This is a genomic window from Opitutaceae bacterium TAV5, assembly GCA_000242935.3.
Lineage (GTDB): Bacteria > Verrucomicrobiota > Verrucomicrobiia > Opitutales > Opitutaceae > Geminisphaera.
This window is the reverse complement of record CP007053.1, coordinates 4,162,087-4,187,881: the sequence shown is the minus strand read 5'-3', so window position 1 is coordinate 4,187,881 and position 25,795 is coordinate 4,162,087. Positions and strand designations below refer to the sequence as shown.

The 25,795-nt window shown below is 61.8% G+C and carries 22 protein-coding genes; 8 read left to right on the top strand and 14 right to left on the bottom strand.

Going from position 1 to position 25,795, the window contains the following annotated elements; all coding sequences use genetic code 11:
• Window positions 1-163: 163 nt before the first annotated feature.
• Window positions 164-394, bottom strand: coding sequence for a hypothetical protein (locus tag OPIT5_17955; GenBank protein AHF91819.1), 231 nt, complete (start codon window positions 392-394; stop codon window positions 164-166).
• A 297-nt stretch (window positions 395-691) separates the two neighbouring features.
• Between OPIT5_17955 and OPIT5_17950 the strand changes: the two genes are divergently transcribed.
• The 8 genes from OPIT5_17950 (at window position 692) to OPIT5_17915 (ending at window position 8,143) form a co-directional block, all read left to right on the top strand.
• Window positions 692-1,237: a hypothetical protein gene (locus tag OPIT5_17950; protein AHF91818.1), complete on the top strand. Its 546-nt coding sequence runs from the start codon at window positions 692-694 to the stop codon at window positions 1,235-1,237.
• A 326-nt stretch (window positions 1,238-1,563) separates the two neighbouring features.
• Window positions 1,564-2,130 carry a Fur family transcriptional regulator gene (locus OPIT5_17945; protein ID AHF91817.1) on the top strand — a complete coding sequence of 189 codons (567 nt, stop codon included), beginning with the start codon at window positions 1,564-1,566 and terminating at the stop codon, window positions 2,128-2,130.
• Between the two features lie 649 nt (window positions 2,131-2,779).
• Window positions 2,780-3,355, top strand: coding sequence for a hypothetical protein (locus OPIT5_17940; GenBank protein AHF94502.1), 576 nt, complete (start codon window positions 2,780-2,782; stop codon window positions 3,353-3,355).
• A gap of 28 nt (window positions 3,356-3,383) precedes the next feature.
• The gene (locus tag OPIT5_17935; protein AHF91816.1) at window positions 3,384-3,806 is read left to right on the top strand and encodes a chemotaxis protein CheY; all 423 of its coding nucleotides are present in this window, start codon (window positions 3,384-3,386) and stop codon (window positions 3,804-3,806) included.
• A gap of 195 nt (window positions 3,807-4,001) precedes the next feature.
• Entirely contained in the window at window positions 4,002-4,970 is a 969-nt protein-coding gene (locus OPIT5_17930) for a transposase ISSod13 (GenBank protein ID AHF91815.1), read from the top strand.
• 160 nt (window positions 4,971-5,130) lie between these two features.
• Complete coding sequence (locus OPIT5_17925) at window positions 5,131-5,655, top strand: hypothetical protein (GenBank protein AHF91814.1); 525 nt, start codon at window positions 5,131-5,133, stop codon at window positions 5,653-5,655.
• A 161-nt stretch (window positions 5,656-5,816) separates the two neighbouring features.
• Window positions 5,817-6,539, top strand: coding sequence for a histidine kinase (locus tag OPIT5_17920; GenBank protein AHF91813.1), 723 nt, complete (start codon window positions 5,817-5,819; stop codon window positions 6,537-6,539).
• Complete coding sequence (locus tag OPIT5_17915; protein ID AHF91812.1) at window positions 6,536-8,143, top strand: histidine kinase; 1,608 nt, start codon at window positions 6,536-6,538, stop codon at window positions 8,141-8,143. Before OPIT5_17920 ends, OPIT5_17915 begins: the two co-directional genes overlap by 4 nt.
• Here OPIT5_17915 and OPIT5_17910 read toward each other — a convergent pair whose 3' ends face one another.
• From OPIT5_17910 to OPIT5_17845, 13 genes are all read right to left on the bottom strand, one after another.
• Window positions 8,144-9,598: an anchor protein gene (locus OPIT5_17910; GenBank protein ID AHF91811.1), complete on the bottom strand. Its 1,455-nt coding sequence runs from the start codon at window positions 9,596-9,598 to the stop codon at window positions 8,144-8,146.
• Between the two features lie 308 nt (window positions 9,599-9,906).
• Window positions 9,907-10,089 (bottom strand): hypothetical protein, encoded by a 183-nt coding sequence (locus OPIT5_17905; protein AHF94501.1) that lies wholly within the window; start codon window positions 10,087-10,089, stop codon window positions 9,907-9,909.
• Window positions 10,090-10,450: 361 nt separating this feature from the next.
• Window positions 10,451-10,741, bottom strand: a complete 291-nt coding sequence (locus OPIT5_17900; protein AHF91810.1) for a LysR family transcriptional regulator — start codon at window positions 10,739-10,741, stop codon at window positions 10,451-10,453.
• Window positions 10,742-12,414: 1,673 nt separating this feature from the next.
• Complete coding sequence (locus OPIT5_17890) at window positions 12,415-13,302, bottom strand: anchor protein (GenBank protein ID AHF91809.1); 888 nt, start codon at window positions 13,300-13,302, stop codon at window positions 12,415-12,417.
• Window positions 13,303-13,590: 288 nt separating this feature from the next.
• Window positions 13,591-14,598, bottom strand: a complete 1,008-nt coding sequence (locus tag OPIT5_17885; protein ID AHF91808.1) for a transposase ISSod13 — start codon at window positions 14,596-14,598, stop codon at window positions 13,591-13,593.
• 781 nt (window positions 14,599-15,379) lie between these two features.
• Window positions 15,380-16,024 (bottom strand): anchor protein, encoded by a 645-nt coding sequence (locus OPIT5_17880; GenBank protein AHF91807.1) that lies wholly within the window; start codon window positions 16,022-16,024, stop codon window positions 15,380-15,382.
• A gap of 69 nt (window positions 16,025-16,093) precedes the next feature.
• Window positions 16,094-20,404: a hypothetical protein gene (locus tag OPIT5_17875; protein AHF91806.1), complete on the bottom strand. Its 4,311-nt coding sequence runs from the start codon at window positions 20,402-20,404 to the stop codon at window positions 16,094-16,096.
• Between the two features lie 87 nt (window positions 20,405-20,491).
• Window positions 20,492-20,644 (bottom strand): hypothetical protein, encoded by a 153-nt coding sequence (locus tag OPIT5_17870; GenBank protein AHF94500.1) that lies wholly within the window; start codon window positions 20,642-20,644, stop codon window positions 20,492-20,494.
• A 12-nt stretch (window positions 20,645-20,656) separates the two neighbouring features.
• The gene (locus OPIT5_17865) at window positions 20,657-21,508 is read right to left on the bottom strand and encodes a hypothetical protein (protein ID AHF94499.1); all 852 of its coding nucleotides are present in this window, start codon (window positions 21,506-21,508) and stop codon (window positions 20,657-20,659) included.
• A 553-nt stretch (window positions 21,509-22,061) separates the two neighbouring features.
• On the bottom strand, window positions 22,062-22,799 hold the full coding sequence (locus tag OPIT5_17860) for a hypothetical protein (GenBank protein AHF91805.1): 738 nt from the start codon (window positions 22,797-22,799) through the stop codon (window positions 22,062-22,064).
• Between the two features lie 299 nt (window positions 22,800-23,098).
• On the bottom strand, window positions 23,099-23,407 hold the full coding sequence (locus OPIT5_17855; GenBank protein AHF94498.1) for a hypothetical protein: 309 nt from the start codon (window positions 23,405-23,407) through the stop codon (window positions 23,099-23,101).
• Between the two features lie 596 nt (window positions 23,408-24,003).
• Complete coding sequence (locus tag OPIT5_17850; protein AHF91804.1) at window positions 24,004-24,330, bottom strand: transporter; 327 nt, start codon at window positions 24,328-24,330, stop codon at window positions 24,004-24,006.
• Window positions 24,331-24,420: 90 nt separating this feature from the next.
• Complete coding sequence (locus OPIT5_17845) at window positions 24,421-25,161, bottom strand: RNA polymerase subunit sigma-24 (GenBank protein AHF91803.1); 741 nt, start codon at window positions 25,159-25,161, stop codon at window positions 24,421-24,423.
• Between the last annotated feature and the right edge of the window lie 634 nt (window positions 25,162-25,795).

Sequence of the window (25,795 nt, the reverse complement as noted above, 5' to 3'; positions counted from 1 at the left end):
GCGTCATGCTTTGGCCCGCCCGTCGTGTATCAATAACGACAACCGCTTCTTTCGGAAGCACGGCGCTCACCTGAAGATTCGTATTCGCGACTTTGCCCATGCTTCCTGTTCGACAGGGCAACACGCTCCGACGCCATTGGGCCTTTCTGTCATCGAGCCGTGCTCATGCCGTTTGTCCGGTCTGCCTGCCGCCCGCGCGCCACGACAGGGCGCCTGACGGGCATTGGTCAATCTGCCGCTCGAGCTCCGCTGTCGTCGCCTTGTCCGGCCTGATCCACGGGCGCTCCTGCGGTTTGTAAACTTCCGGCAACGTCCGGGCGCAAACACCCGCGTGGGCGCATTTTTCCGGCTGCCAGATAATCGTGATTTCCCCGTTCGTATAGTCCCTGGTCATGGTGATTTCGGATTGAGGCTGGAACTGCCAAACTACGCGTCCTGCGTATATGCTGAATGTAATTTCCGAAACTTGCCCTCGGGGTAAAACTATTTCGTCCAGGTAAGGACCCGAATCGCACCCGGATCCGCCATCCAGCCTCTCCTGTATCGGGCATCCGCCGGAAAACTCACCCTGTGCATCCCGTATTCCGGTCCGGACGTATCTGAAATCCGGTTACCAACGTAGCCTGGCCTCAGGATACAGGGTTTTGCCTGGCTATCGGACATCGGCCGAAGCCGGTATGATTTTTCCAACATGCAATTTGACGATCTCATGAAAAATCATGGCGACCGATGCCGTCGCACAAGAGCTCACGCCACCGTCCCCGGCGGGCACCGCACCGCAAGTGGACTCGCGTTTCCCGCCGTGGTCCTTGCCGTGGCCGTGATGCTGTCCGGCGGCTGCACAGCCCCGCCCTCGATTCGCAAGGTGGAGGCCCCCAACGCCTGCGTTATCGACTCCATCCGCTACCAGGATGCCCTCGCCGTCAAAGACGCGTTCGGGGAAACCCGCTGGGCCGAAGTCGTCGCCGTGGTCTGGGATGCCCGGCCCACGAAACCCAGGCTCGGGCATGCGGTCTGTTTTTTCGAATACGCAGGCTCCACGCTCGTTTACGATCCCGGCTACGGGACCAGCATCCTGATCCGGGGCCGCATAGAAAAAAATCCGCGGACTCTGGCCGAACACTGGATCATGAAGGAACGCATCGTCGGCCGGTTCCCCTGGGATGGCTCCATCCTTAGTGTCACTCCTCTCGCCGGGACGCCGAGTGCGGCTGTGGAAACCTTGACGAATGCGTGACGGCGCCGGTCGCATGGTCCCGGTCACGCCCGCGATTTCCGGCTCCTCTTCCCGGGAGGAAGGTGAACCCGTATCCGTATTATACGACACCCCGGGCCGGAATCTCCGCCCGCGTCAAAAGGCCGCCGGCAGGGGCAGGGTTATGCCTGTATGGAATTTTCCGCCGGTTCCTGATAACCTCGGTATGGCTGAACATCGCCGGTATGCCCGATAGCATGCCGCCCGTTGCATTCAGGCCAACCGCCATGACGCCTGCATCACCATCACCGGCCAAGGCCGGCTTTCGCTCACGCCCGTGCGGTCTCCCGGTTGATGCCATTATTCTTATGTCCACGCAAAAAGACCATGAACGGCAGTCTTCCCCGACGCCCTCCCCTCCCGCTCCCTCCGCAGTGCCGGCCTGGCCGCGTCCCCGTTGTCTTCGTCGGCCAAGCCGGGATATTCCCCCCGGGATGATGGCGCGGCTGGAGGCAGCCTGCCGGCATCTCCGGAAATCCGGCCTTCGCATCACCGGAGCCCGCATTGCCATTCTCAAGATGCTGATGCGGCACGACGTGCCTCTCTCCAGCGAACAGATCACCCTGGCGCTGGGGCCGGAAACGTGCGACATGGTGACGGTGTACCGCACCCTGGCAACGTACCTGGAGACCGGACTGGTCAGGCGCATCTTTTCCGACAACGGCACCAGCCTCTGGCTCCTGGCGGATCGCACCGATGCCGCCTGCCATGTGATCTGCAAGGGCACTGGCGCGGTGACGACGCTCGATCCCGAATCCGCCGCCGAGGTGCATGCCCTGCTCGGGAAGGTGGAAAGGACGCTCCGGGAGCGCGGCTTTACGGAGATCACCCACATGCTCGGATTTTTCGCCCGGGCTCCGAAGCCCCCGGCCTGACCGGGCCGCCGGGCAGGGATGGCAGCCAGGCCGCAACCGGCAAACCCGGAGCCGGAGTCAGCCCGGCCGCCGGCGGATCATGCCGCCGGCACGCCGGGTCTCCGCTTTTTTCAACCTGTTCCGCCCAGGTGAAGACCAGAATCGCTCCCGGATTCGCCATTGTTGGCCCGGTGGTCACCGGCAGGCGGTCCAGGCCCAGCACGTTGCCCTGGCTGTCGGTGGCAACAAAGAGGCGCTTGCCCGCCGGGTCGAGCGCCGCCGCGCGGTAGCGGTTTTGCGAGTGGAACCACGTCACTTCATGTAGTTGGATTAGTACTACCGCGAGCCGCAGGCGGCCCGTCCTGCTCGCGCGGCTTGCTCCGGTCCATTCCTGTTCCGGACGGCGGGATTTTCCGCCGGAGGCCAGGCGCCGAAATATGTAACCGTAATATAACGACAACAGCCATAAACCAGCCCGGGATCCCGCCCGGTTTTCCATGTCCGAAATTGGCGAAAATTGCATGCTGACGGACATAAATTCAGATTTTTCCGGAAATCACTTAAATCAGCAACATGCTTTTATCTAAAGTATTACAACAAGTTTTTCTCCGGAATAAAGGGCGGGGACAGGGTTTTGCCTGGCTTCCCGGATACGCGGGTTCCCGGCATAATGAGCGGACACAGCACGCACAGTGCATCCTCCAACATCATGAAATCATTCAAAATCCTCCCGTTCGTCGCGCTGGCAGCCGCGACTCTTGCCTATGCCGCCGATACTCCGGCCTCGTCGCCGGATCAATCCGACAGCAACAAGACTATTCACCTGCAGACCTCCACCGCCGCTACACTCACTCCCGATCAGGAATTGTCAGGCGCCTACACGGGTGTTCTCGACAAGGATCATCCCACCGCCACCTGGCGTGTCGTCGCCGAGACTGGCGGCATCTACGGGGTCGCCATCCAGTACTCCTCCCTGAGCGTCCTCACTCCGGTGGTGCTCGAAATCGGCGGGCAGCAGTACGATCTCACGCTCAGGCCCACCCGGCGCACGCACCTGAGTCCGGAGTTCAGGGTAGAGGTTCCGAGCGGGGCTCCCGTCGTCATCCGCCTCTCCCTGCGTGAGGGTGTCACCGGTCCGGTGCCTGTGCAGATGATCTCCATCAGGTTTGACCCGCCGGAAAACCGCGCCCGCCCCGACCTCTTCATCAACGTGCCCGATCCCACGCTTGTTTCCCCCTCCTCGTAAACAGGTCCTGTCGCCCGCTGATCCTCTCATGAACACTTCCGCTCCCCTGCGCATTCTGCACGCAGATGACAGTCCCGTGATGCGCAACCTGGTGAGGCAAATCCTGGCCGGTTATTCCGCGCAGCTCGACTCCGTGGAAGACGGCCGGGAGGCGCTCGACCGGCTGCGCGTCGCGGGCTCCTGCTACGCCCTCGTCATCACCGACCAGCAGATGCCCCGGATGACGGGGCTGGAGATGGCGGAGCAGGCGCGGGCGCTGCCCTTCACCGGGGAAATCGCCGTCTTCTCGACAAACGTGACGGAGCGGGAGCGGGAGGGCTTCGCCAGCCTCGGCGTCCACTCCATCCTGAAAAAAAATTCGACGGCTGTCTTTTCCCTGCCGGACATCGTGAAGACCGTCATGGAACGCTCCGCTCCGGCGTATCCGGTTCCCGCACATACATCACCCTGACCAGGCTTCGGAAAACCCGCTGATGATGAAGTGCAGGCGGCACTCGCCGCCCGGGCCACGGGGGGATGACGCGAGGTTTTCCGGGACCGGAAATCCCGGCATGCCTGCTGGCGTCGCACGCGGCTCCCCAAGGGATTGTCCGGGCCTGGCTCCGGGGCAACGACCTCCGGGAACCGGCTCTTCTCCCCTTCTGAAATGACCTTGACAATGAATACACGACAACAGGAACCCGAACAGGATTCCACGAAAACAGCCACCGGAAGAGCAGACTGGCGAAAGCAGGTGACAGAGCTGGTCCAGCCGAAACAATCGAAGCTCAGGCCGGTGCCGGTCGAGCCGGAGGCGACCGCGCTGCTGCTGTATCTGGCCGAAATCCGGACCGATGCGAGCATCTGCTCCCTGCGGAAGGAAATGGAGTCCAGGACGGGGCGGCGGCTGTCACGGTGTACCGTGGTCAATCTCCTGCAAAAGCACGGAGTGGTGCTCGGGAATCAGGCGGGGGGCCTGTCGTCGCTGGAACAAAAGATTGTGAAAGGCGACCCTGTAAGCCCCGGCCAGAGGACGCAGGCCTTCAGGATGAACCCCGCGTTGAGCGAGCATCGGGGACCGGGCGAGGGAATCTCGCCGGGGGATGTGCTGGCCCAGTCAATCTTTCCGCTGTTGCCAGGCAGGCCGGACGAACAGGGCAAGTGGCAAGTGTGTGCCGTCGTGGATACATGGGGCATGGTGGCGTTTGTCGATTTGCAGCCCAATGCCACCCAGGACGGCGCGGTGGATCTGCTCCATTATCATGTGCTGCCGTGGTATGAGGAACAGGGGGCGCGGGTGCGCTGCCTGGAGACGAGCCGGGCAACCCTTTTTGCCGGAGACGCCAGAGAGCATGTTTACGAGGTTTATCTCAACCTGCACGGGATCGCGCACCGGCTGCGGGGACGCCTCCTGCCCACGGTGAACGGCTACATGGCACGGTTCAAGCAGGTGCTCACGAACAGATTTTTGTTCCCGCTTCGAAAAAGCATGGAAGGGTGCGTACCGCCTTCCTTCGGGACGGTGCGCACGCAGTTGATCCTGTGGGTGCGGCACTACAACGAGACGCATCCGTTGCCCGGATACCGAAACGAGAATCGCCCGCCGCTGACGTTCTGGCGCCAGCACCGGGGCTAGCCCCGCCCTCCCCCGCCGCCCGATGACGGCGGGAACATCAGGACACACCAGACCTGATGTATCGAAAAAACAGGCACGGGGCCGGGCCTGGCTGACTGCCCCCCCGTTCCCGAAATCCCGCCCCCCTGTGCAGCCGCCACGTCACATTGCTTTTTCCCCCATGAAGCAGCGAAAAACCTTTGCCGAACTGTACTGTGAGGACCGGCAGATAGGGCCGGAAGCGTATGAAGAGGCGGTGATCCGGGAGACGCTGCACCCGCCGGGCCGCCTTCTGTATCCGGTGATAAAACGTCTGCGCGGCGATTTTTTCGCGCCGGACCATGATCTGGCCCGGGCGGCCGGAAGGCTGCGCCGGATGAGGGACTTTCCGATGCAGGCGTGGGAATACGGGCATCACCCGAAAAATTGCGGATTCCTGCGGAGGGTGATGGGCGTGCGCATCTCGGTGGGGCTCTTCCGGGAGGTGATGCGCCGCGCAATCCATGCCCACCTGGCGAGAGTTCCGGGCCAGGACTCCGACCTCGAAACGCCCGCCGATGGCACGATCGCCCGCTTCATCATGGACCCGGCCGTCGTCAGTCTCACGCCGCGTGATCCCCCCGCCCACACCCGGGCATCGCAACCGGACCCGTCATCCCCTCGATCCCCTGCCAGCCAGGCCGGACGCAGCCCTCCCCGTTCGTGAATGGTCCTTCCCCGGCGGCACGACTGTAGGTCGCACGACACTACGCAGAACTGGCGTCTTGCCATGATCCGGGCGGGGAACTACATAACTGCATCGGGCCGCTCCTGCCACCACGCGGCCCGATTCCGACCCAGAGACCGCTACATCCCGCTACCACTGTCATGTCATCCGACACTCCCGTGCCACCTTCCTCCGTCACGCCTCCCGATAAAGCGCCGCCGCTAAAGGTGGTGATGGCGGACGACCATCTGATCCTCCAGGGAGGGATCATCGCGATGCTGGGCCAAGAGCCCGACATGGTGTGCGCGGGCCTGGCGCAAAACGGGGATGAAGCTCTCGCGCTGGTGCGGCGCGAGCGGCCCGATGTGCTGGTCGTCGATCTGAGCATGCCCGGGCTGCCCGTGCTCACCCTGCTCAACACCCTGCGGGAGACGATGCCGGCGGTGCGCATCGTCGTCCTCACCATGCACGCCACGCCCTTCGCCATGGGCGAGGCGTTCAAGGCGGGAGCCCATGCCTTCATGGCCAAGGACGATCCGTTCAGCGTGCTCATATCTTTCATCCGGCGCGTGTCGCGGGGCGAGTCGGGCCTGCACAGCAAGACGCTGGGCGAGGTCATCGGCGCACCGAAGATCACATCCCGGGAGCGCGAGGTGCTCGAAGGCCTCTCCCGGGGGCTGTCGGGGAAGGAAATCGGCGACCGCCTCGGGATCAGCCGCAAGACCATGGAGATGTACCGCACCCGGCTGCTGAAGAAGTTCAACGTGGACAAGGCCACGGAACTGGTGCGCGTAGCCCTCGAATCCGGTGTGCTGCGAATGACTCCGGCACAGCACTCGACCCCGCCCTTCACCACCGGCGGACGGACCGGACGCTCCCCATGACGGAGAAGGAGCGATTCCACGGCATCCGGATCGACTGGCGGGGCCAGCTCCGGGCCACGCTGGTGACGGCGGCGACCGTCGCGGCGAGCATGGCCTACAAGCGCCTGGTCGTCGGGAGCCCTTCGGTGGAGGACGGTTATCTGATGTTCTGGCCGGTGCCCGGCATCCTGCTGGCGTTGGTGATCCTGCGCCGGGGCGTGCATCTGGCGGTCGGGGTCTTCGCGGGCAGCCTCCTGGTCCAGGCACTCGTGATACCCTCGGCGGGGCGGGCGCTGGTCTATGCGCTGGACGAGGCGGCGTATGCCGCCCTGGCCGGCGTGCTGGTGCGGTGGTTCTGGCCCGTCTCCCGGCCGCTGATCCCCAGCGCGCGATTTTTGTCGATCATGCTGGTGGCGGGAGGCGTCGTGCCCACGCTCGTCACCTCCCTGCCCACCTGCTGGCTCGTGGCGGAAGCGCGGTTCGGGACCCTGCCGTTCTGGACCGGCTATACCCAGTGGTGCCTGGGCGAGATCAAGGGCACGCTGATCCTCACGCCCCTGCTGCTGTTGCTGACCCGCCGGGGCGCATTCCGGGAGAGCCTGAGCCGGCCGTGGGAGCTGACGGTGCTGGTCCTGGCAGAGGTTGCAGTGATGGTGTGGTGGGTGGTGCCGTCGATGGTGGACTCGCGCATCGTGATGGCGTCGGTCGCCGGCTGGGGGTCCACGATCCTGATCGGTTTTCTCGTCGTGGTGCGCTGCGGGGTGGGCGGCATCATCCTCGGCAATCTTGTCCTGGCAATCGTCATGGGGCAGATGCAGGTCCATATGGCCGAAGAAGGGATGGCGGTCACGGAGACGATGCTGATCGGATTCAATGCGGAGGTGTGCTTTGTGGCCGGCCTGGCGCTCATCATCGCGGGCGGTTTTTACGACTACCGGCGGGCCGAGCAGGCGCTGCACGAGGTGTCGGCCCGCATGCTCAACGCGCAGGAAGACGAGCGTCGCCACCTCGCCGCCAGCCTGCACGACGGCGCCAGCCAGACACTCGCCAGCGCGTTGATGCGGCTGCGCAACATCGTCGCGCCCGATCCCCGGCTGGCCGCCGACGCAAGGCTGGACCAGGTGGTGCAGGACATCGCCCGGGGCATCGCCGACCTGCGCCGCACGCTCACGGGCCTGCGCCCCGAAATGCTGGAGCAAAGCGCCTTTGCCGACGTGCTCGGCAACCATTGCGAGCAGGTGGAGGTGCGGTCGGAGAGCGAAGTGCTGTTTTTCGACGAGGCCGACGGCCTGGCGGACACCCTCCCGCTCGGCGTGCGCGAGCACCTCTTCCGCCTGGCGCAGGAGGCGCTCGCCAACGCCGTGCAGCACGGCCGGGCTCCGCACATCGAGGTCACGCTGGCCCGCCGCCCCGGCAAGCCGGACCGGCTCCGCCTCGAAATCACGGACGACGGCGCGGGCTTCGACCCGACGGCCAACGAGAAGCGCGACCGGCCCCACCTCGGGCTGCGCGTGATGCGGGAGCGCGCCCTGCTGATCGGAGCCCGGCTGGAGATCGAGTCGGCCCCGGGAGCCGGCACGCGGCTTGATATCGAGCTGCCGGTCTCCGGGGCAAACCCGGCCTGATCAGCCGCGGTCGCCGCGGCGCACGACCGCGCAGGCGAGCAACGTCAGCCCGGCGATCGCTGCATACGTCGCCGGCTCCGGCACCGCAGTATTCGCCACCTGCACCCAGAGGGAGTTATCCTGGACATATATCCGGGCTCCTTCCGCGCTGTTCCCCGTCAGGTTGAACAGAGTGCCGAGGTTGCTGGCATCATAATCCGCGCCGTAGACGATTCCCGTCGCATGAATGAGTTCATACGACCCGATGGCAAACCCGGTCAGCTCCACGTTCAGCTTGCCCTCCGCTGTCACGTGGGTGAGGTCGAGCACATCGCCCACGCCAAGAGTCATGGTCACAGTTACCTCGACATAGTCCTGCAACCCCTCATCCCACAGCGAATCCGTAAAGCTGACGGTCAGGTCGCCGATGCTGATGAAGCGTGTCGAGAAGTCGGCTCCCGCTCCGTCGAAGCGGAGGGTGGCGCCATCAAAAAACTGCGTCACGCCCGAGGTCGGAGAAGATTCGCCGCCGTCCGCAAAAGACGTGAGGCAGAGCGTGGCTCCGGCTTCGATGTCGATCGTGGAGTTGCCGGAAAAAACAATGGCCGGGGCAATGATGGCGTTCAGGCTGTTGTCGAGTCCCAGCCAGGAAGTGCCGCCATTGCCGGCCTTGACCGTGAGCGTGCTGCTGCCGGGATGCCCGGCGAAATCATGGTCGGGAATCCCTGTTTCTCCCCCCAGCACGAGCGAGGCGACCCTCATGGCTTCCTTGCCGAACACAACCATGCCGGGAGTATCGGCGGGATTGGTCGCGCCGGGCTGGACATTGCGGCCATCCTGGATAACGGAGCCGCCGCCGAGCGTCACATGACCGTCCTGGCCTGCGCCGACGACAAATGCCGTATCGAAACTGACGCCGGCATTATCGAGCGTGAGCGTGCCCGTTGACTCGAACTCCGGCTGCGACGCGACAGGAGACTCCCCCGGCACCAATAACCCCAGGAGGGCGCCAGCGTCGCCACCGACAAAAATGGCATTGGCGCTTAACTGGTTGTCGGTGATCGTCAGGCCACCTGTCCCTGCGGCCCCCGCCGACCCCGCCTTGTATCCCTCTTCGCCCGGGGTTCCTGATTCCGGGACATACGGCGTCGATATGCCCATCATCAGCAAGGGAGCGACGCCCGGGGAGCCGTTGCCATCGAGGACGGCAGTGGTCCCGTTGACAATGCTGACGAATCCCGAATCCGCATTGGGGACGCCGACGGAGCCGGAGCCGCCGCCATTACTGCCTGTCCAGTTCGCATCCTCCGGCCAGGAAGCGTTATTCTGGCCGATCCAGGTGCGGCTGGCAAAGGCCTGCGCGTCAAGGCCCGTGACAAGACCGGCGCCCAGGGCGAGCAGGCTGCGCAGTAAAATGCGCGAGCCTGCGATGATTGATGTTGATTTTGTTTTCATAGGATTGATGGAAAATTTCATATTCCGGATTCCGGAAGGGTGACGGCAGGGCGTAGCGGACGTGATGCGTCAACACGCGGTGCCGTATATTATCTTTGTAGTATGATTGTGGATGATATGCGGGCGCACAAGGGAGTGTCTCCGCAGTGAAACGGACCTGGATATCCGGGTGTTTATAATCTGTATTTCTTAACCACTAATGCACACTAATAGACACTAATGGTCCGATATCGGAATGATACAGGGCGGATGCGCAGCGCCTGTTTCATTCTGTTCTTGTTAGTGTGCATGAGTGGTTAAATCCTTTTGGGCTGCCCTGGTCGTTCAGCTCATTTTGCCGGTGCGGCCTGGACAAGGACGGCGGTTTCGGGGCTGATCTGGCCGACCATTCGGTTGTTGGCGACGAAAGTGGTGCGGTACTTCCACCCGGCGAGTGGGCTGAAGTCCCCGTACGACGTGCCGGCAGTGTTACCGGTGATTTGCCAGCCATCACCGCGATTGACTTCGTTCAATGCCCGGGTCGCGCCCGATCGCCCCGGTATAGCCGGGGCTGCGGAAGTCGTGGTGATGTTGGCAATGGTGATGTGCATGTGGCGCAAGTTCGATGCACACTGTGCCAGACTTTCCGAAATTTGGATAGATAGGCAAAACCCTGTAATAAACATAAGACCATTTAATACAATGGAATAGGATGTTAAATCATTACTTTTATCTTTCTTGTACCCGCGTTGCGAGTGATCGGGACGTCTGGCTGCATGGAGTCCCGCCGACGAATGGGAGCGAAACAGGAATCAAGGGATGGTGCCGGATATCGCCCGGCGAGGCACGGGGCGTCCGCTCCCGGGGCGGGTCGTGCCCGCGCCGCGGCTTTCGTTATTGTCCGGAGGACGGTGGGTCACGAAAGGCTTCCATGCTCTCCCGCGTCCGCTGCATTTCTCCAAAAATCGCCTCGGCATGCCGCAACAGCACCACGCCTGCTTTCGTCAGCGTGCTGGTCCGCCAGCCTCGCCAGACCAGCCTGGTTTCCAGGTCGCTCTCCAGCCTGGCGACCGCATGGCTGACCGCCGATTGCGTGAGCCGCAGCAGACGGCCCGCCTCCGTAAAGCTGTTCACCTGCGCCAGCGTATAAAATGCCAGCAGCTTCTGGCTGTCGATCGGTTCGATTTTTTGTCTACGGGTGTTCATCGTGGTCGATTGCAAATTGCGAAGGGTGGAGGGGCAGGATGATTTCCCCCGGGACCGAACAGGCGGGGAAGGAATGCGGCCTGACTTCCTATGTTCCGGTTCCATTCCTTCCCCGTATCCCTCACCTCTTCGTCCCGGGGGAAAAGTTGCTTACCGGTCGCTTCCCCGGCGTGTTGTCTTGCGTGCCGGGCGCCCCCGGCTTGCTCACCGGAAAATACGCCTGCCGGAAGGCGGGCGGTGCACGAATTGGCGACGGTGGCAGTGGTCGGCATAAAACGGCATACTTTGCCGGATTTTCCCGGAGAGCATAAGTCGGGGAAAACCCTGTATCTTTTTTAACTTTTTTGAATATAGCTATATGCGAAAAAAATAATATTCACACCAGGAGGTGACGAGGAAACCCGAAAAGCGGGAACCAAACCGGCAGCGGTTGGGAGTTTGGCGGTAAAATCATCCCGGTGTGATAACGTTCGCCCCTGTCTCGCTCCGGACAGAAGATTTAAACCCACTATATGAAACAATCAGCCAACGACTTACAAAAGTTACAGGGTTTTACCCGGCTGGATTTCCCCGAAAAAAACAGGCATACTCGAATCGTGCCATGGGATTTCCAAGAGTCGATGGCATGTCCGGGGACTCCCGGATCGGGGGGAAGGCAGTTGTGGTAGACAGCCTCCCCCCGGCTTTTCCCCGATTCGCGGTTGGTTTGCCGGATTGGGAAACGGGATTTCAAATCCCCCCCTTGACATTGAACGCTCAACGAAAGCACGGGAAACAGTCTGTCCGGTTCATGGAATCCCGCCAGCCGGCATCTCGTTTAATGTTAAGGGGACTCCTGAAAATTAACCACAGAGACACAAAGACACAGAGAAAACCGGACGAAGAGATTTTTTATATTTTGTATCTATCAATTTAAAAACGAGTTATTTTTCCCTGTTCCGTGAAACTTTGTGTCTTTGTGCCTCTGTGGTGAAAATCTGTTTTTTCAGGAGTCCCCTTCAGGGAGGATCTAAAAAGACATTTTTGAACAGAAGGTAACAAAGGCAACGAAGGTAAAACAAAGAAGATTTTTACCAATAACTTATATCAAAGCCCCACAGCCTTCAGATTTTTACACCAAGGCCGCGAAGAGCGCAAAGGATTGCCAGTTACCTTCTTCGCGTCCTTTGCGGCCCTGGTGTAAAATCAAAAACATTCGGGACACTGGTATAAAAAGACATTTTTGAACAGAAGGTAACAAAGGCAACGAAGGTAAAACAAAGAAGATTTCTACCAATAACTTATATCAAAGCCCCAAGGCCTTCAGGTTTTTACACCAAGGCCGCAAAGAGCGCAAAGGATTGCCGGTTACCTTCTTCGCGTCCTTTGCGGCCCTGGTGTAAAATCAAAAACATTCGGGACGCTGGTATTATTTATTCCAGTAAAGTTAAAAAAGAATAAACGGTAAGCGTCCTTGGTTGTTCTTCGTTCTCTTCGTTACCTTCTGTTCAATTTTCAGGGATGATGACCGGGGGTTGAACAAAAATAACATCATGAACCCGACAAAACTGTTCACACTTCCGCTTCCCGGCCTCGCCCTGGCGCTTGCCAGGTAAAACGGACCGGTTCCGGAGCCCTGGTGGCCGCCGGGGTTCCCCGGACCAGGGGCGCAATCATGCACCTCTGCGCACGCCGCGATAACGGCGCACGGCGGCAAGGGCCAGCAGCGCCAGACCGGCCACCGCCGCATACGTGGCGGGCTCGGGCACGGAAATGGAGCGCGGCGCCATGAGGACGGAGAGGGTTACGTCATACGTGCCGTAGTTATAATCGAGTTGATACTGCCCGCCATCGTAGGCGAACTGCCAGGTGTATTCGCCTGTACTAGTCAAGGTTTGCACCTCGTCACCGATCTTCAGCGTCTGCCAGTGGCCCGTGTTGAGCTTGCTGCTGTCGATCAGCACCAGCCTGTCGTCCTGCCGGAGGCTTTCCAGCGAGAGCAGGTTGAGCGTGCCGCCGTTCAGGAGGGTCGTTTCCGCTGTGATGAGGGCAGCGGTGCTGCCGCGCCAGCCGGTCAGATCGAGCGTGAGGATGCCTTCCTGATTTTGCTGGAATTTATCGGAGGCACGCAGACTGGATGACCCCAGCAGGGAAAACGTCCCTCCGCCATATTCGCTGACCTGGAGAATATCCGTATTCAGCACGGACCCGGAGTAGAGCGTGATCGTGCCTCCCGAAAAGGTGTGCAGGCCATAAGCGTTCAGGGTGGAGTTATGGAGTTCCAGACCGCCACTCACGCCAAGACAAACGGAACCCTCAACCTTGAGGGTGGTGACGGTTTGGTTCGTCATGACGGCGGTGCCCATGGAGATATTCACGTTGTCTTCGGCAGGTCCGGGCACGCCATTGCTCCAGTTGGCGGGGTCGTCCCAGTTGCCGCGGTCAGGGTTTTTCCACTGGGTCCAGGCTCCGGCGGGGGTGGAAACAGACAGCGCCAGCACGAGGAGGGGCAGGGCTCGCCGTAGCAGGCTGCCGTGTTTGGTTTTCGTTTTTGTAGTCATGGATAAAAAATCCGGGATCGGGTGTTTTCTGTCCGGCGTGTGGCGTTTCCGCTCAGGGGATGACGACGGCGTGGCGGTATGCATGTGGCTCGATTTTTTTCGTAAAACACCACATGCTATCTGATTTTCGCCAATAGAGGGAAGTAGGCAAAACCCTGTATCCTCCCCATTTATTTTCATAAACATCTGTCGACACGAATGTTTGCGGATTAATAATATTTATGGAGAACAAAATTTCTCCAAAGTTTCCTTTTTTGTTACGTGCCACGGCTCCGTTTCCCGATGCGCTCACCGGAGAATGCCGGCGTCGAGCGGTGAGTGTTTCCCCGCCTTCTGCCAGAAGGCCCGCGGTGTCAGCCCCGCGTTCCGGTAGCCTTCCTGCGGCGTCTCTTCGTTGTAGTGGCGCAGCCACTCTGCCAGTTCTCCCCGCAGCCGGGCCAGCGCCTCCGCCGGCAGGCTGAGGCCATACCCCCTTGCTTGCCGCCCCCGCCGCTGCCGCAGCGGCTCCACAAAGCCGCCCGTGAACGCCTTCCCGAATTTTTCCATATACCCGTTCATCGTCGCCTCCGCCCTCCCCCTCACCTCGTGCCTTATCCCCAGTACCCGCAAACACTGCGGGTACACCCCGGAAAAATGTTCCCTCCGGTCTCCGCTGTACACATGGCTCCGGCTCGTCTCCACGCACGCCAGCGTTACCCCCTCCCCCCGGTAAAACGGCAGCACCCGCTCGTGCAGGAAATCCACCGCCGCATCCGTCGTGGCCTCCCGGTAAAGCTCCGCCACCGCCATTCCCCCGTACGTATCCACCGCCAGATGCGCATGCACCCAGACCCGGCTCCTCATCCCCGCCTTCATCACCGGGACATGCGCCACGCACACCCGCTCCCCCGGCCCCCCTGTCTCACGCTCCCGCTCCTTCAGCGCCGGGTTCGTCGCGAGCAGCCGCACCAGATACCCCTTCGACACCTCCCTGCCCTCCAGCAAAGCCGCCTCCATCTCCGCCAGTCGCCCGCTCCCGCCAGGCACGCCCTCGATCCGCAGTCCGTGCCTTTGCAGCAGGCGCGCCATCGCCGCCTTCGGCAGCCTCACCCCGTATTCGCGCTCCAGCCTCGCGCTGATCTCCTCATGGCACAATTCCGGCGCTTCCCGCACCAGCGATACCAGCGCCGCCACCACCACCGGGGCCGTCGGCGTCACGCTCCGCCCCCCCCGGCTTTTCTCCGCTGCTGCAGGCGCGGCAGGGGCCGGAGCGGTGACGACTGGCGACGGGGATGTTGTCGGGCTGGAAGAGGTCATGGCAGATGCGGGCGGCAGTGATAATTACGAATGACAAATGACGAATGAAGGGGCGCGGGCGTCCCGCCCGCTGACGGCGAAGCCGCCGGGATCGGCAGGAAAAGTGGCACGGGCATCTTGCCCGTGTGCGTTGCCTCTCCGCGAGGTACGGAAACAAACCGGCGGCGCTCCGCGCCGTCCACGGCCAGGATGGCCGCGCCACGCCGGAATCGTTCTCGTTCTCTTTCTCGTTCTCTTTCTCCGGTCCGGATTCGTTCTCCTTCTCTTTCTCCTGCTCGTTCTCCGGATCGATCGTTCTCCGGCTCCGGCACTCGCACGGCACTCGCACGACACACGCACGGCGTGCCGCAGCACAAGAAAGAGTAAGAGAAAGAGAAGGAGTACGAGAATGAGTACGATCCGGAGTAAGAGTAAGAGAATGAGAACGAGTGGATGCGGGCGGGACGCCCGCGCCACGACCGGCAGCTTGCTCCGCAAATCTCCCCCGCCTGTCGCGCCCGGCATCGGATTCCGGTTTTCGGTTGTTGATTCATAGCTGGACACCCAACGCGCAGACGGGGGAGAAATCCGGTTCGAGGTTCGGGGTTCGGGTTCGGTTTGTCTGAAAAAACTCCGGGCAGGGAATAAACCAGGGTTTTGATCCTGTTCAGAATCCCTCTAACCTGGTTTCCCTCTCCCTGCCCGGAGTCGCCCTGCCGTCTCCGGCAAGGCGGTTCAGCCTTCTCCGGGTGCAATCAGGAGAGAGGACCATTCCCCTTTTCCCTCACCCGGAAAAACCGTCTCAGCGACGACTGCGACGCAGCGCCGCCCAGGCCATGATCGCCAGCCCGGCCAGCGCCGCATACGTGGACGGCTCCGGCACGGAACTGGTGGTGTACCACGTAAGGTTGCTGGTTGTATGGACGGACTGACCGCCGTTGAGCACATATCCATCCGCACCGGCAGTTTCCTGATAGCTATATTCGCCGTAGGTGCCATTGACGAGAATGTCCGCCCACTTGGCTGCAACACTCCCGTCATTATACGCGTTCTGCACATAGTCAAAATCCGCATTTACGCCTGCTGCCAGTTGGAACACCCGGATACGGACAGTGAATGTCTCACTGGAATTCAGCCATATCGAACCAATATTGGTTACGGCGGCGAACATCCCGGTTTTGGCCGAATAGTCTCCGCCCCACGTGTCGCAAAAATCGCCAGCCCCGATGAGGACATCATTCCCTTGGTTGATCGTATCCACGAATATGGCGGCGATGTAACCATCCGAACCATAGAACGAAGAGCCATCCTCCAATGTCAGCGGAGTCGGCGCATCCAGCCAGTCTTCCGAATTAAGGAAAGTCGGATTGCTTCCCACGTTTATCTGCGCCTGCACGGCGGTCAGGCCAAGGGCCAGAAGCCCCGCTAGTATCAATGTCTTTTTCATGATATTTATTATTGTTCAGTTTCCCCATCAGGTTCTCCTGATGGGGCGGAATTGTTCGTTTATTGCACTTTACTCCAGCCCGACATCCGTCGAATCCTCGACGACATTGAGCCTTGGCGCCCAAGGAAGGGCGGCGTTATGTTTAATCTGGAACCCTTCGCCGATATGGATCGTCGTGGGTGTATTACTCTCCGACCAGCGCCCACCTGCGGTGGGGAGATAGGTGTTCGCCCCCAACAAACCATTACTGCGATAGGTGCCTACTGTATCGCCGACGATAGGGCTGATGCCCAGTGCCACGGTGGTGGCTGCAATCGGCAGGGATGTACCCACGTTACGAGTCTCCCCGCTGGTCAGCGAGTACATGGCGGACTGCGTCGGCACAATCCCGACAAACGCTTTCGTCGAAGCAGCGGCTCCGGCATTGCGCACGGTAGCCACACTTCCCACCGGGAAAGCCATCGTGGCGGGCTGCCAGCGTCCACCTCCGGCTGCTATCCTGGTTGTGGTTGCCGATGTCCCGTCCGGATTGATGACGTTGATGCTGGACCCCACGGCCAGGTCGCTGAACAGGGTCACGGCATCGGTCACGCCTTCGGCCAGTTGGTTGGCGACCAGGCGCGTCTGGGTGCCCGGCACCGTCACCTCGTACCGTCCGGAGAGCACGGTGTTGTATTTGACCGTGTCGCCGGCCACGGGAGCCCCGCTGGCGTCCACCGGTTGCAGGCTGGTCGCCACGCGCCAGAAGCGGGCGGCGTCGGTCGTCGGATCGATGGCAACCGTGAAGGACAGGCCATCGGGGGCCACCGTCACCGTGTAGGTGCTCGGGTCAGCCACGCTCCACATGCCGAGGATGTCGGTCGTCGTCACGAGGAAGATTTTTTCCTCTTCCAGTTCCTGCGCCTGCTCCGGGTCCGCCGGGTCGCTGCCGATCTCGCCGCCGATGACGATGCCGCCGGGCGTCGTGGGATCGGGGATCACCACCACCGTATCCGGATCGATCACCGGCGGGATCGTCGGCAACGGCTGCCCCACCTTGATCGTGGCGCTGGCGCTCGCGGCTTCGGGCCAGGCGACCGTGATGGGGCTGCTCGTCGTCGTCTGCACCATGAGGGCGTTGGTGGCCCGCAGGGTGTAGGTGCCGGGTTCCGTGGCGATGTAGCCCGTCTGCCCGGTCACGTTTACGCTGCCCGAGGGCGTGTCGAGTATCAGGGCGCTCGCACCGGTGACGCTCCAGGTGATCGTCGCAGCGGGCTTCGGCTGCGCCGTCACCGTGTAGGTGTAGTCCCCGGCGGCGAGGCCGGTGAGCGGGTGGCTGCCGCTGGGCCCCCCCGAGCTGAGGCCGGGGCCGCTCACGGTGACCGGGCCGGCGTTGGTCGTGCTCCACGCGAGCGTGGAATCGAGCGGCGCGGGGCCCTGGTCGGGCGTGGCGGTGATCGTGGCGGTGGGCGCAGCCGGGTTGGCCACCGTGAAGCTGTCGATGCTGGCGGGCGCTAACACCGTGACCGTGACCGTCGCGCTCGCGGCGGATGTGGGCAGTGTCACCGTCCTGACCTCGTTGATTGTGTAGCCGAGTGCGTTGGCGGCCAGCAGGGCGTAGGTGCCGGATTGCGTGGCGGTGTAGCTCGTCTGCCCGGTCACGTTCACGGGGCCCGAGGGCGTGACGAGGGTGAGCGTGGCCGCGTTGCTGGTTGTCCAGGTGAGGGTGCCGCTGGTCTGCGGCTGCGCCGTCACCGTGTAGGTGTGGCTGCCTGCCGCCAGGCCGGTCACCGCCCGGTTGCCGCTGGCCCCCCCCGAACTGAGGCCGGGGCCGCTCACGGTGACCGAGCTGGCTTCCCCGGTCACCCAGTTTATGGTCGTGTTGAGCGGCGCGGTGCCCTTGTCGGGCGTAGCGGTGAACAGGATCACCATGGGCGGTTTCACGGTGGGGGGCGTGAAGCTGTCGATGCTGGGGGGCGCGGCGACGGTGATCGTGACGCTGGCGCTCGCGGGGCCGGGCAGGACCACCGTGATGGGGCCGCTGGTGACCGTGCCGGAGGCATTGGTGGCCTGCAGGGTGTAGTCGCCGGGCTCGGTCGCAAAATTTACCTCCTGCCCCGTCACATCCACGGGGCCCGATGGCGTCAGCAGCGTAAGAGAGGCGACGTCACCGGCCACGCTCCAGTTGAGTATCGCGTAGGGCGCTGTGTCGGCTGTCACCGTGTAGGTGTGGCTGCCTGCCGTGAGACCGCTCACGGCCTGGTTGCCGCTGGCAGCGGCCGAGTCGAGGCCCGGGCCGCTCACGGTGACCGAGGCGGCGTTGCCGGTGCTCCAAGTGATCGTGGAGGCGAGCGGCGCGGTGCCGCTCTTCGGGCTCGCGTCGATCGTGGCGGTCGCGGCCGGCGGATTGTCCACCATGAAGCTGCCGATCATCGGCGGCGCGAGAGTTTCCACGATGGCGACGATGCCTTCGGTGTAGAGGCGGTCGAAGTTCCACTCGAGCCCCTCGACCAGAGGGACCTGGCCCGTATCGACGCTGACAAACGCCCCGCTGATCGTGGTGACGTCGAACAGGTCGTATTCCGCACCCGCGACCGCCACGAAGCCGTCGCTGGCCGACAGAATCAGCCGGATCTGCGAGCTCTGCGGGTCGCCGAGGACGATCTCGCCCGCAGCGACCCGGCCGTTGACTCCCGCGGCCCCGAGCTCGAAAACGACGATGCCGTAGTCGGCGATCATCACCTCGTCCGCCGTCACCCGGCCGGTCGTGGACAGGGCCAGCATGTTGCTGTTGTTGCCCTCCGCACCCACATAGACGGCGTTGGCGGTGAGCTCGCCTTTAATATACAGCGAGTTGTAGTGGGAGCCGGCGTTCTTGCCGATGTAAACGGCCGCGCCCGTGGCGGTGACATTGGCGGTGTCGGCGATGCCGGTTGCGGCATCCCGGCTCAGGATCACCGCGGTGCCGGTGGTGGTTTCGCCGATCACCCAGTCGCCCTGCGACACGAAGCTCAGCCCGTCGGTCATCAGCCCGGTGCCGATCGCGTCCAGCGTCGTGAAGGCCCGGATGTCGCCCGCGTAGGCTTTGCCGGTATAGGTTTGGGCGCAATGTGCACCGATCACGAAGCGGTCGCCCTCCAGGCGCACCGAATGGCCGAAGCTGTCACCCGCCGCGCCGTCGGAGGCGAGGAGCTTCACGTCCTGCTCCACCGTGGAGCCGGTTGCTTTGCCGTCCAGCCCCTTGTAGTAATAGGCTGCACCCGAATCGACATCGTTGCCATCACCGTAAGCAGCCCCGGCCAAGGCGCTGTCGCCCGACAGGCTCACCGACTGGCCGAATTCGTCATACTCCGCGCCGTCGGAGGCGACGAGCTTCACGTCCTGCTCCACCGTGCCGCTCTTCAAGTCCAGCCCCTTGTAGTAATAGGCTGCACCCGAATCGACATCGTTGCCATCACCGTAAACAGCCCCGGCCAAGGCGCTGTCGCCCAACAGGCTCACCGAAAAGCCGAAGGAGTCATCCACCGCGCCGTCGGAGGCGACGAGCTTCACATCCTGATAGGTGGCGGTGGTGACGCTGGCAGGGCCGGTGTAGCCCGACGGGCGGCCCGTCTTACTGTCCAGCCCCTTGTAATAATAGGCCGAGCCGGCATTGCTCCCCTTGTCGTCATCCTGATAAGCCGCGACCAAGGCGCTGTCGCCCGACAGGCTCACCGAAATGCCGAAGTAGTCATTATACGCGCCGTCGGAGGCGAGGAGCTTCACGTCCTGCTCCACCGTGGAGCCGACCGCTTTGCCGTCCAGCCCCTTAAAATAATAGGCCGAGCCGGCATTGCTCGCCTTGTCGTCATCCTGATAAGCCGCGACCAAGGCGCTGTCGCCCGACAGGCTCACCGAAATGCCGAAGAGGTCACTCGCCGCGCCGTCGGAGGCGAGGAGCTTCACGTCCTGCTCCACCGTGCCGCTCTTCCCGTCCAGCCCCTTAAAATAATAGGCCGCTCCCGTATCGTTGATCGCATTGCCGTCATGATAATACGCTCCGGCCAAGGCGCGGTCGCCCGACAGGCTCACCGAAAAGCCGAAGCTGTCACCCGTCGCGCCGTCGGAGGCGAGGAGCTTCACGTCCTGGGGCACCGTGCCGCTCTTCCCGAAGAGCCCCTTGTAATAATAGGCCGCTCCGGCATAGGTCCCCATTTCGCTATTGCGGGGAGCCGCGGCCAGGGCGCTGTCGCCCGACACGCTCATCGAAAAGCCGAAGTTGTCATACGCCGCGGCGTCGGAGGCGGTGAGGATGGAGGCGCGGGCGTGGGGCGAGACGAGCGCGAGGCCCGAGCCGAGCGCTCCGAGTAAAAGCAAGGCGCGCCGGAGCGGGCCTGTAGTATTTGTTTTTGGTATTTTCATAGGTGCGGGAGGAAAGGAGGGGGAGGAAGAGCGGGGCGGGTGTGACGGGACGTAATAGCCACAGGGTGCTGTGTCGTGGTGTTTTGGTTACTGCAGTTTTGCGTGGACGGTGATCGTCAGATCGGGGCTCACCTCGCCCACCGGTTTGTTCCTCACGAGGTACGTGGCGCGGTAGCGCCACTCCGTGAGCGTCGGCGGGAACGGGCCTGCATCGGCATACGACCAGCCTTTCGTTTTCATTGTATCGGGAAGTTAATGACGTGTTTCGGTGTTGTCCGTTGTCCGCTCACCGGTTCCGCGGCCCACCATCGCCCAGGCCAGCAGCGCCAGCCCGGCGAGCGCGGCATACGTGGCGGGTTCGGGGACTTGAGACGTGCCCATCAGGAAATACGCCACGTTTTGCGCGAACCGGAGATTGTCGTCCCTGTCCGCCAAGGGCCCGCCTGCGCCCGCCTGCAGCACCACATCCGCGTCCATCACCACGAGGAAGTTTTCATTCGCTCCCCACAGTGAAACGGTGCCTCCGCTGGTCAGCGAATAGCCGGGCGCCCCGCTTCCGGGGGAAATCACTGTTCCGGAATAGGTATCGATAGTGCTCACGCCTTCCGTCAGATCCCATGCGGACGCGATGATCGTTTCCTCACGGTGCCCCATCAGGGTGTTGGATTCGTCGTAAGTGCCGCCGAGCAATGCGGCTATCTGGATGTTGCTCGTGGCCCATTGATAATCATCTCCGAGAACCAGCGTGCGCACATTGCTGTTCAGCAGGGAGGTGATCACCGCCAGTTCCGGGTCCGTGTAGGTGGTGGCCCCCCACCCGGGGAGCATGACGATAACCGCATCGGCGGTGGTCCCGAGTTCGAAGTCGGCCAGATTTCCGAGCGTGAGATTGGCTCCGTAACCCGCCAGGTAGTGGGCGATCGGTTCATTCGATAACTGGTCTCCCAACTCGGCATTGGGGAGATAGGGTGCTGCCGGATTCAGGACGGTGACCGTCCAGGCCTGCGAGGCGGCGGGCGTGAGCAGGGCCGTAGCGGCGGCGGCAGTGGCGAGCAGCGCCCGCCGGAGCGAGTCGCCGTATTTGATAGGTAGTTTGTTTTTCATTACATGAGTTCTCACGGTGAGAAAGGAAAAAGGAGGCGTGCGGATTTCAGCGGGGGGGGGAGGGTATGTAATTGACCATGCCGCCAGGCACTTCCGCGGATTTTCCCGCTCTATCTTTCATGCAAGCGCGCCCCGCGCAGGTGGCGGAAGCGGTGTGGTGCGTGGGATCGGCGGTGGCGTGCATGTGGCGCAGGTGCAGTGCGCACTTTGCCCGGTTTTTCCGGGGCCAACAAGCCAGGCAAAACCCTGTATTTTGTGTTATCTATTTGTAATACAATTAGATAATATATGATTTTCCTTCTCCTGATCTCTATTTTTTCAGGCAAGGAGGACCGCTCGAGGACGCTCGAATCGGACGGGGTGGTTTTAGCGAATCCGAGCCGGAACCGGCCACATGGGCGGGCGTTGCCGATCAGCCTGGCGATCCTCGCCCGGGCGCAGGGGCGAAGGAATGGGAGCATAAAGGTAATTCCGGTCATGCTCCCTCCCCTTCCTCCGGCCCGGAGGAAAAGGGAATCAGGCCATCCCGGTCTTTACCGGGGGACGCGGGCGATCACCGGTCATGCCTGGCCGGTGTTTCGTGCTCCGCAACCGGGGCCAGGCGGCGGTTCATCCCGGGCAGGGAACGGACCGGTGCTTCACGGATGAGACAGCGCGTGATACTGGCGGCCATCTTCTGCCTGGCCAGAATGCTTGTCAGTACCGGCCCCATCGTCACCCCCAGCGCCGCCAGCACGTAAACGGTCGGTACTCCCGTCAGCGCCCCGAAAATCGCCACGATGCCTCCAAATGCAGCCAGGAAAGCTGCCGGGTGGGCCAGCACTGTCCACAGCCCGATCAGGATCGGCAGCACCATCCATCCATTCGTCAGGCCAAACATCAGCCCCTGGATGAAGAATACCGGGGCGAAAAATACAAAATCCTTCCCGAACCTGAACGTCTGGATGTACACCGCCACCATCACGACGCCGATCTGGCCGGCAATCCAGGGCGTTGCTATGTCCAGGGGCATATCGGTCAATCCTTGGACGCCCATGACAAATAACCCCACGCTGCCTGCCAGCGCCCGGAACATATCCAGCCAGTTGCGCAGGTCCCCGAATGCCTTCCGCCGGTCCAGCCTGTAGTCCACGAGCAGTCTTGCCCTGGCCAGGCTCTTCTCCTTCCCTCTGCTTCCCGAGCGAACGCCGCTGCCGCCGCGATGCCGGGACAGACGCCCGATTTTCATCCACGAACGGGGAATCCAGAGCAGGATTATGGACAGAACGATGATGGTATAGTCGACAGTCACGGTTGTTGGCCGGTTATCCGGCGGATCAGGAAAAAAAGCGGGGCATCCCGGCTATCACACCGGGACGCCCCGCCCGACTCAGGAAACCCCTGGGCGACCAAGCCCCGGAGTTGCTACCGATTCGCCTGAACCGGATCGCGGGGCCAATCCTATCCGTTTTTCCCGAAAAACACCAGCCAGACAAAACCCTGTAATTTACGTAAGATAATAAAAAATAACAACTAACATTTTAAAAAAGGATGCCGGAAGGAAACCGGCATCATCGCCGGCTGTGGATAACGTCACTGATGTTACGTCATTCATCTTTTGCGGGTTTTCCGGTGATTGCGGTTGCCGGAGCCGGAGGCTCGCGGGCTCGGTCGCGGAGCGGAAAGCGGGTCGGGGCACCGGAACAGCTTGTTACGCAGCCGGCTGTCGTTGGCCGGAAGATTCTTGATGCGGGCGCGCAGGGCCGCTTCGTAAATGTGCCGGGTCGTGTCCCTGAACTGCACCCGGTCGCGGGTGCGGGTTTGAGGGAAGGCGGTGATGGGGTAAGCCCAGTTCCAGGCTATCTGCAGGTTCAGCAGCCGGTTGATACCGGCTCTGTTTTGCAGACACTCTGCTGGCAAATAGCGTAAGCCGTTGATAATCAAATTTCTGACCACCTTAATGCTTTACACAAACCTCCAGCAACTTACGGAGTGAATTTGAATCGAAAGAACGGCGTCTGTCTTGTCTCAACTCTGCGGGGTGGGTCACAAAAAACACCAAGGAATCTCACGGAGTTCGAATCCCGGCTTTCAACTCATCTGTCTCTCTGTCCGTTTTCTCCTAAACAAGAAATCGGGCGATTCCGATTCCACTCACTGAAAGAAGATTTTTACCGTGAGCCGGTGTCCGTGTAACCACATCCCCACCCTGTTGCCAGAGGGACTCATCAACGCGGTTCTTTGGATACTGCGCACGGGGAAGCACCGTGGCGCGATTTACCGGAGGACTACGGGGACTGGAAGGACACGCACCGGCTGTTCAGTTCCGTTGCGCTATCCTCTGGGCCGCCACCTTGTGACGACACACTCCAGCAGGTGACACGATAACAGATACCGTTGCCTGACATCATGAAAGGCCGGCTTCACTGCGTATCGAGGAATGCTTGATCTCCCGAGGCGCAGCCGGAGATTTTCGTCCCCTCCGGCCCTCTCTTGGCAAGATCCCGGCGGGATCGTTATTTGACGATGAGGTTGTTCTGCACGCCGGCCACACCCGTCACCCCAGCAGCGACGCGGCCGGCCTGGGTTTTTTGTTCGTAGGTGTTAACGAAGCCGCTCAATTGCACGACGCCCTTGTAGGATTCGACGCTCACATCGAAGCTCTTTACGATCGGGTCGTTCAGCAAGGCGGCCTTCACCTTCGCGGTGATGGCGCTGTTATCGACGTATTCACCGGTGCTTTCACCCGTGGAGGAGGAAGCGCAGCCCGTGGCGAAGAATAAAACGCCGGGGGCGGTGCAGAGGAGCGCGGAGAGTGCGATGGATTTAAAGGAATTTTTCATAACGAAAGGGATAGTAACCTCCGGTTGCCCGTGGTTCGTTTATTTCGGAAATATTTGTCTGGCGTCGGCGGGTGGTCGCGCATCCCGCGTTCATCTTCGCCCGAGCGTGAGGCCTTCAGGATAGCGCGCCGGCTCCAGCCACGCCATCGGCCGGGTGCCGGCCCCGAACTCGGGACATACCGCGGACAAGCACGCGCGGAGGTTGTCCCGGGCCCGGGCGATGCGGCTTTTCACCGTGCCGATATTGATGCCCAGCACCCGGGCGATCTCACCGTAAGCGAGCGTGTGACTCAGCGTGAGAATCGCGCGCTGCCGGTCTTCGAGCCGTGCCATGCCGACGGCGATCAATTCGGTGAATTCGTGCGTCACCGCCTCGCGGGGCGGACTGGGGGCGCCGCACTCCATCGAATCCAGCAGGGTGGACGAGCCCTCCTCGCCGACCGTGTAGTCGAGCGAGATCGTCGCATGGCGGTATCGGCGATGGAAATACCAATAGCGGTTGCGCGCCAGATTAAGGGCGACGTGGTGCAGCCAGGTCGCGAGCGAGGACTCGCCCCGGAAGGTGCCGAGACACCGGTGGGCATGGATGAAGACGTCTTGCACGATCTCCTCGGCGTCCCCGCGGTTTCGAAGCATGGAAAACGCGACCGAAAACAAGCGCACCCGGTGCCGGCTCACGATTTCAATAAACGCGGCTTCATCCCCGCCGCCAAAACGAACCACCAGGGCGGCGTCGTAAACGGCCTCCCGGCGTGATTTTTCAGCGCGCTCCTTTCGACCAGGAGAATCCGGGCGGGATGCAGGCGAAACCGAATCGGCAAAGGAAATCACGCCTGCAGCTTATTACATCCCGACGCCTGCGAACATGGGGTGATGTGCCCGTCCGTGAAGGGGGTTAACGCCGACGCGCCATTGCGCTGCCCTGGACTCTTCCCGCCGGCCACCCGTGGGTGATTCCTTGGCAAAGATCGTTGCGATCTCAGGCGACGCCGCAGTGATAGACAGACGCCGCCTTGCGCGCCCCGGAATTTCGCCGGCACTTTGCCGACAAGGATGCAACGGTATCGGAAATCCGATCAGCCATTCTGGCGGGGTGGACAGTCTCAATAAGTGTGAAAACGGGGAGCCTCATACGGAGCCCTCCCCTCGTGTCGTTTGCGGCCGAATCTCAGGCCTTTTCTGCTGACAAATAGCGTAAGCCGTTGATAATCAACTGGCTGCCCAATCGTGTGGTTTACACGAACCTCCAGCAACTTACGGAGTGAACTTAAGTGGAAAGAACGGCATCTGATTTGTCTCAATTTTGCGGAGCAGCGCTCACGGTCCGTCAAGGGATCTCACGAGGTTCGAATGCGGGATTCAACTCATCCGTCTCATTGGCCCACTTCACTGTCGAAGTAAATCTGCATCGCTCAGGTATGCCGAGAAAGTAATTTTTGTACCACTGAAATCCGGTTTCTCGTTT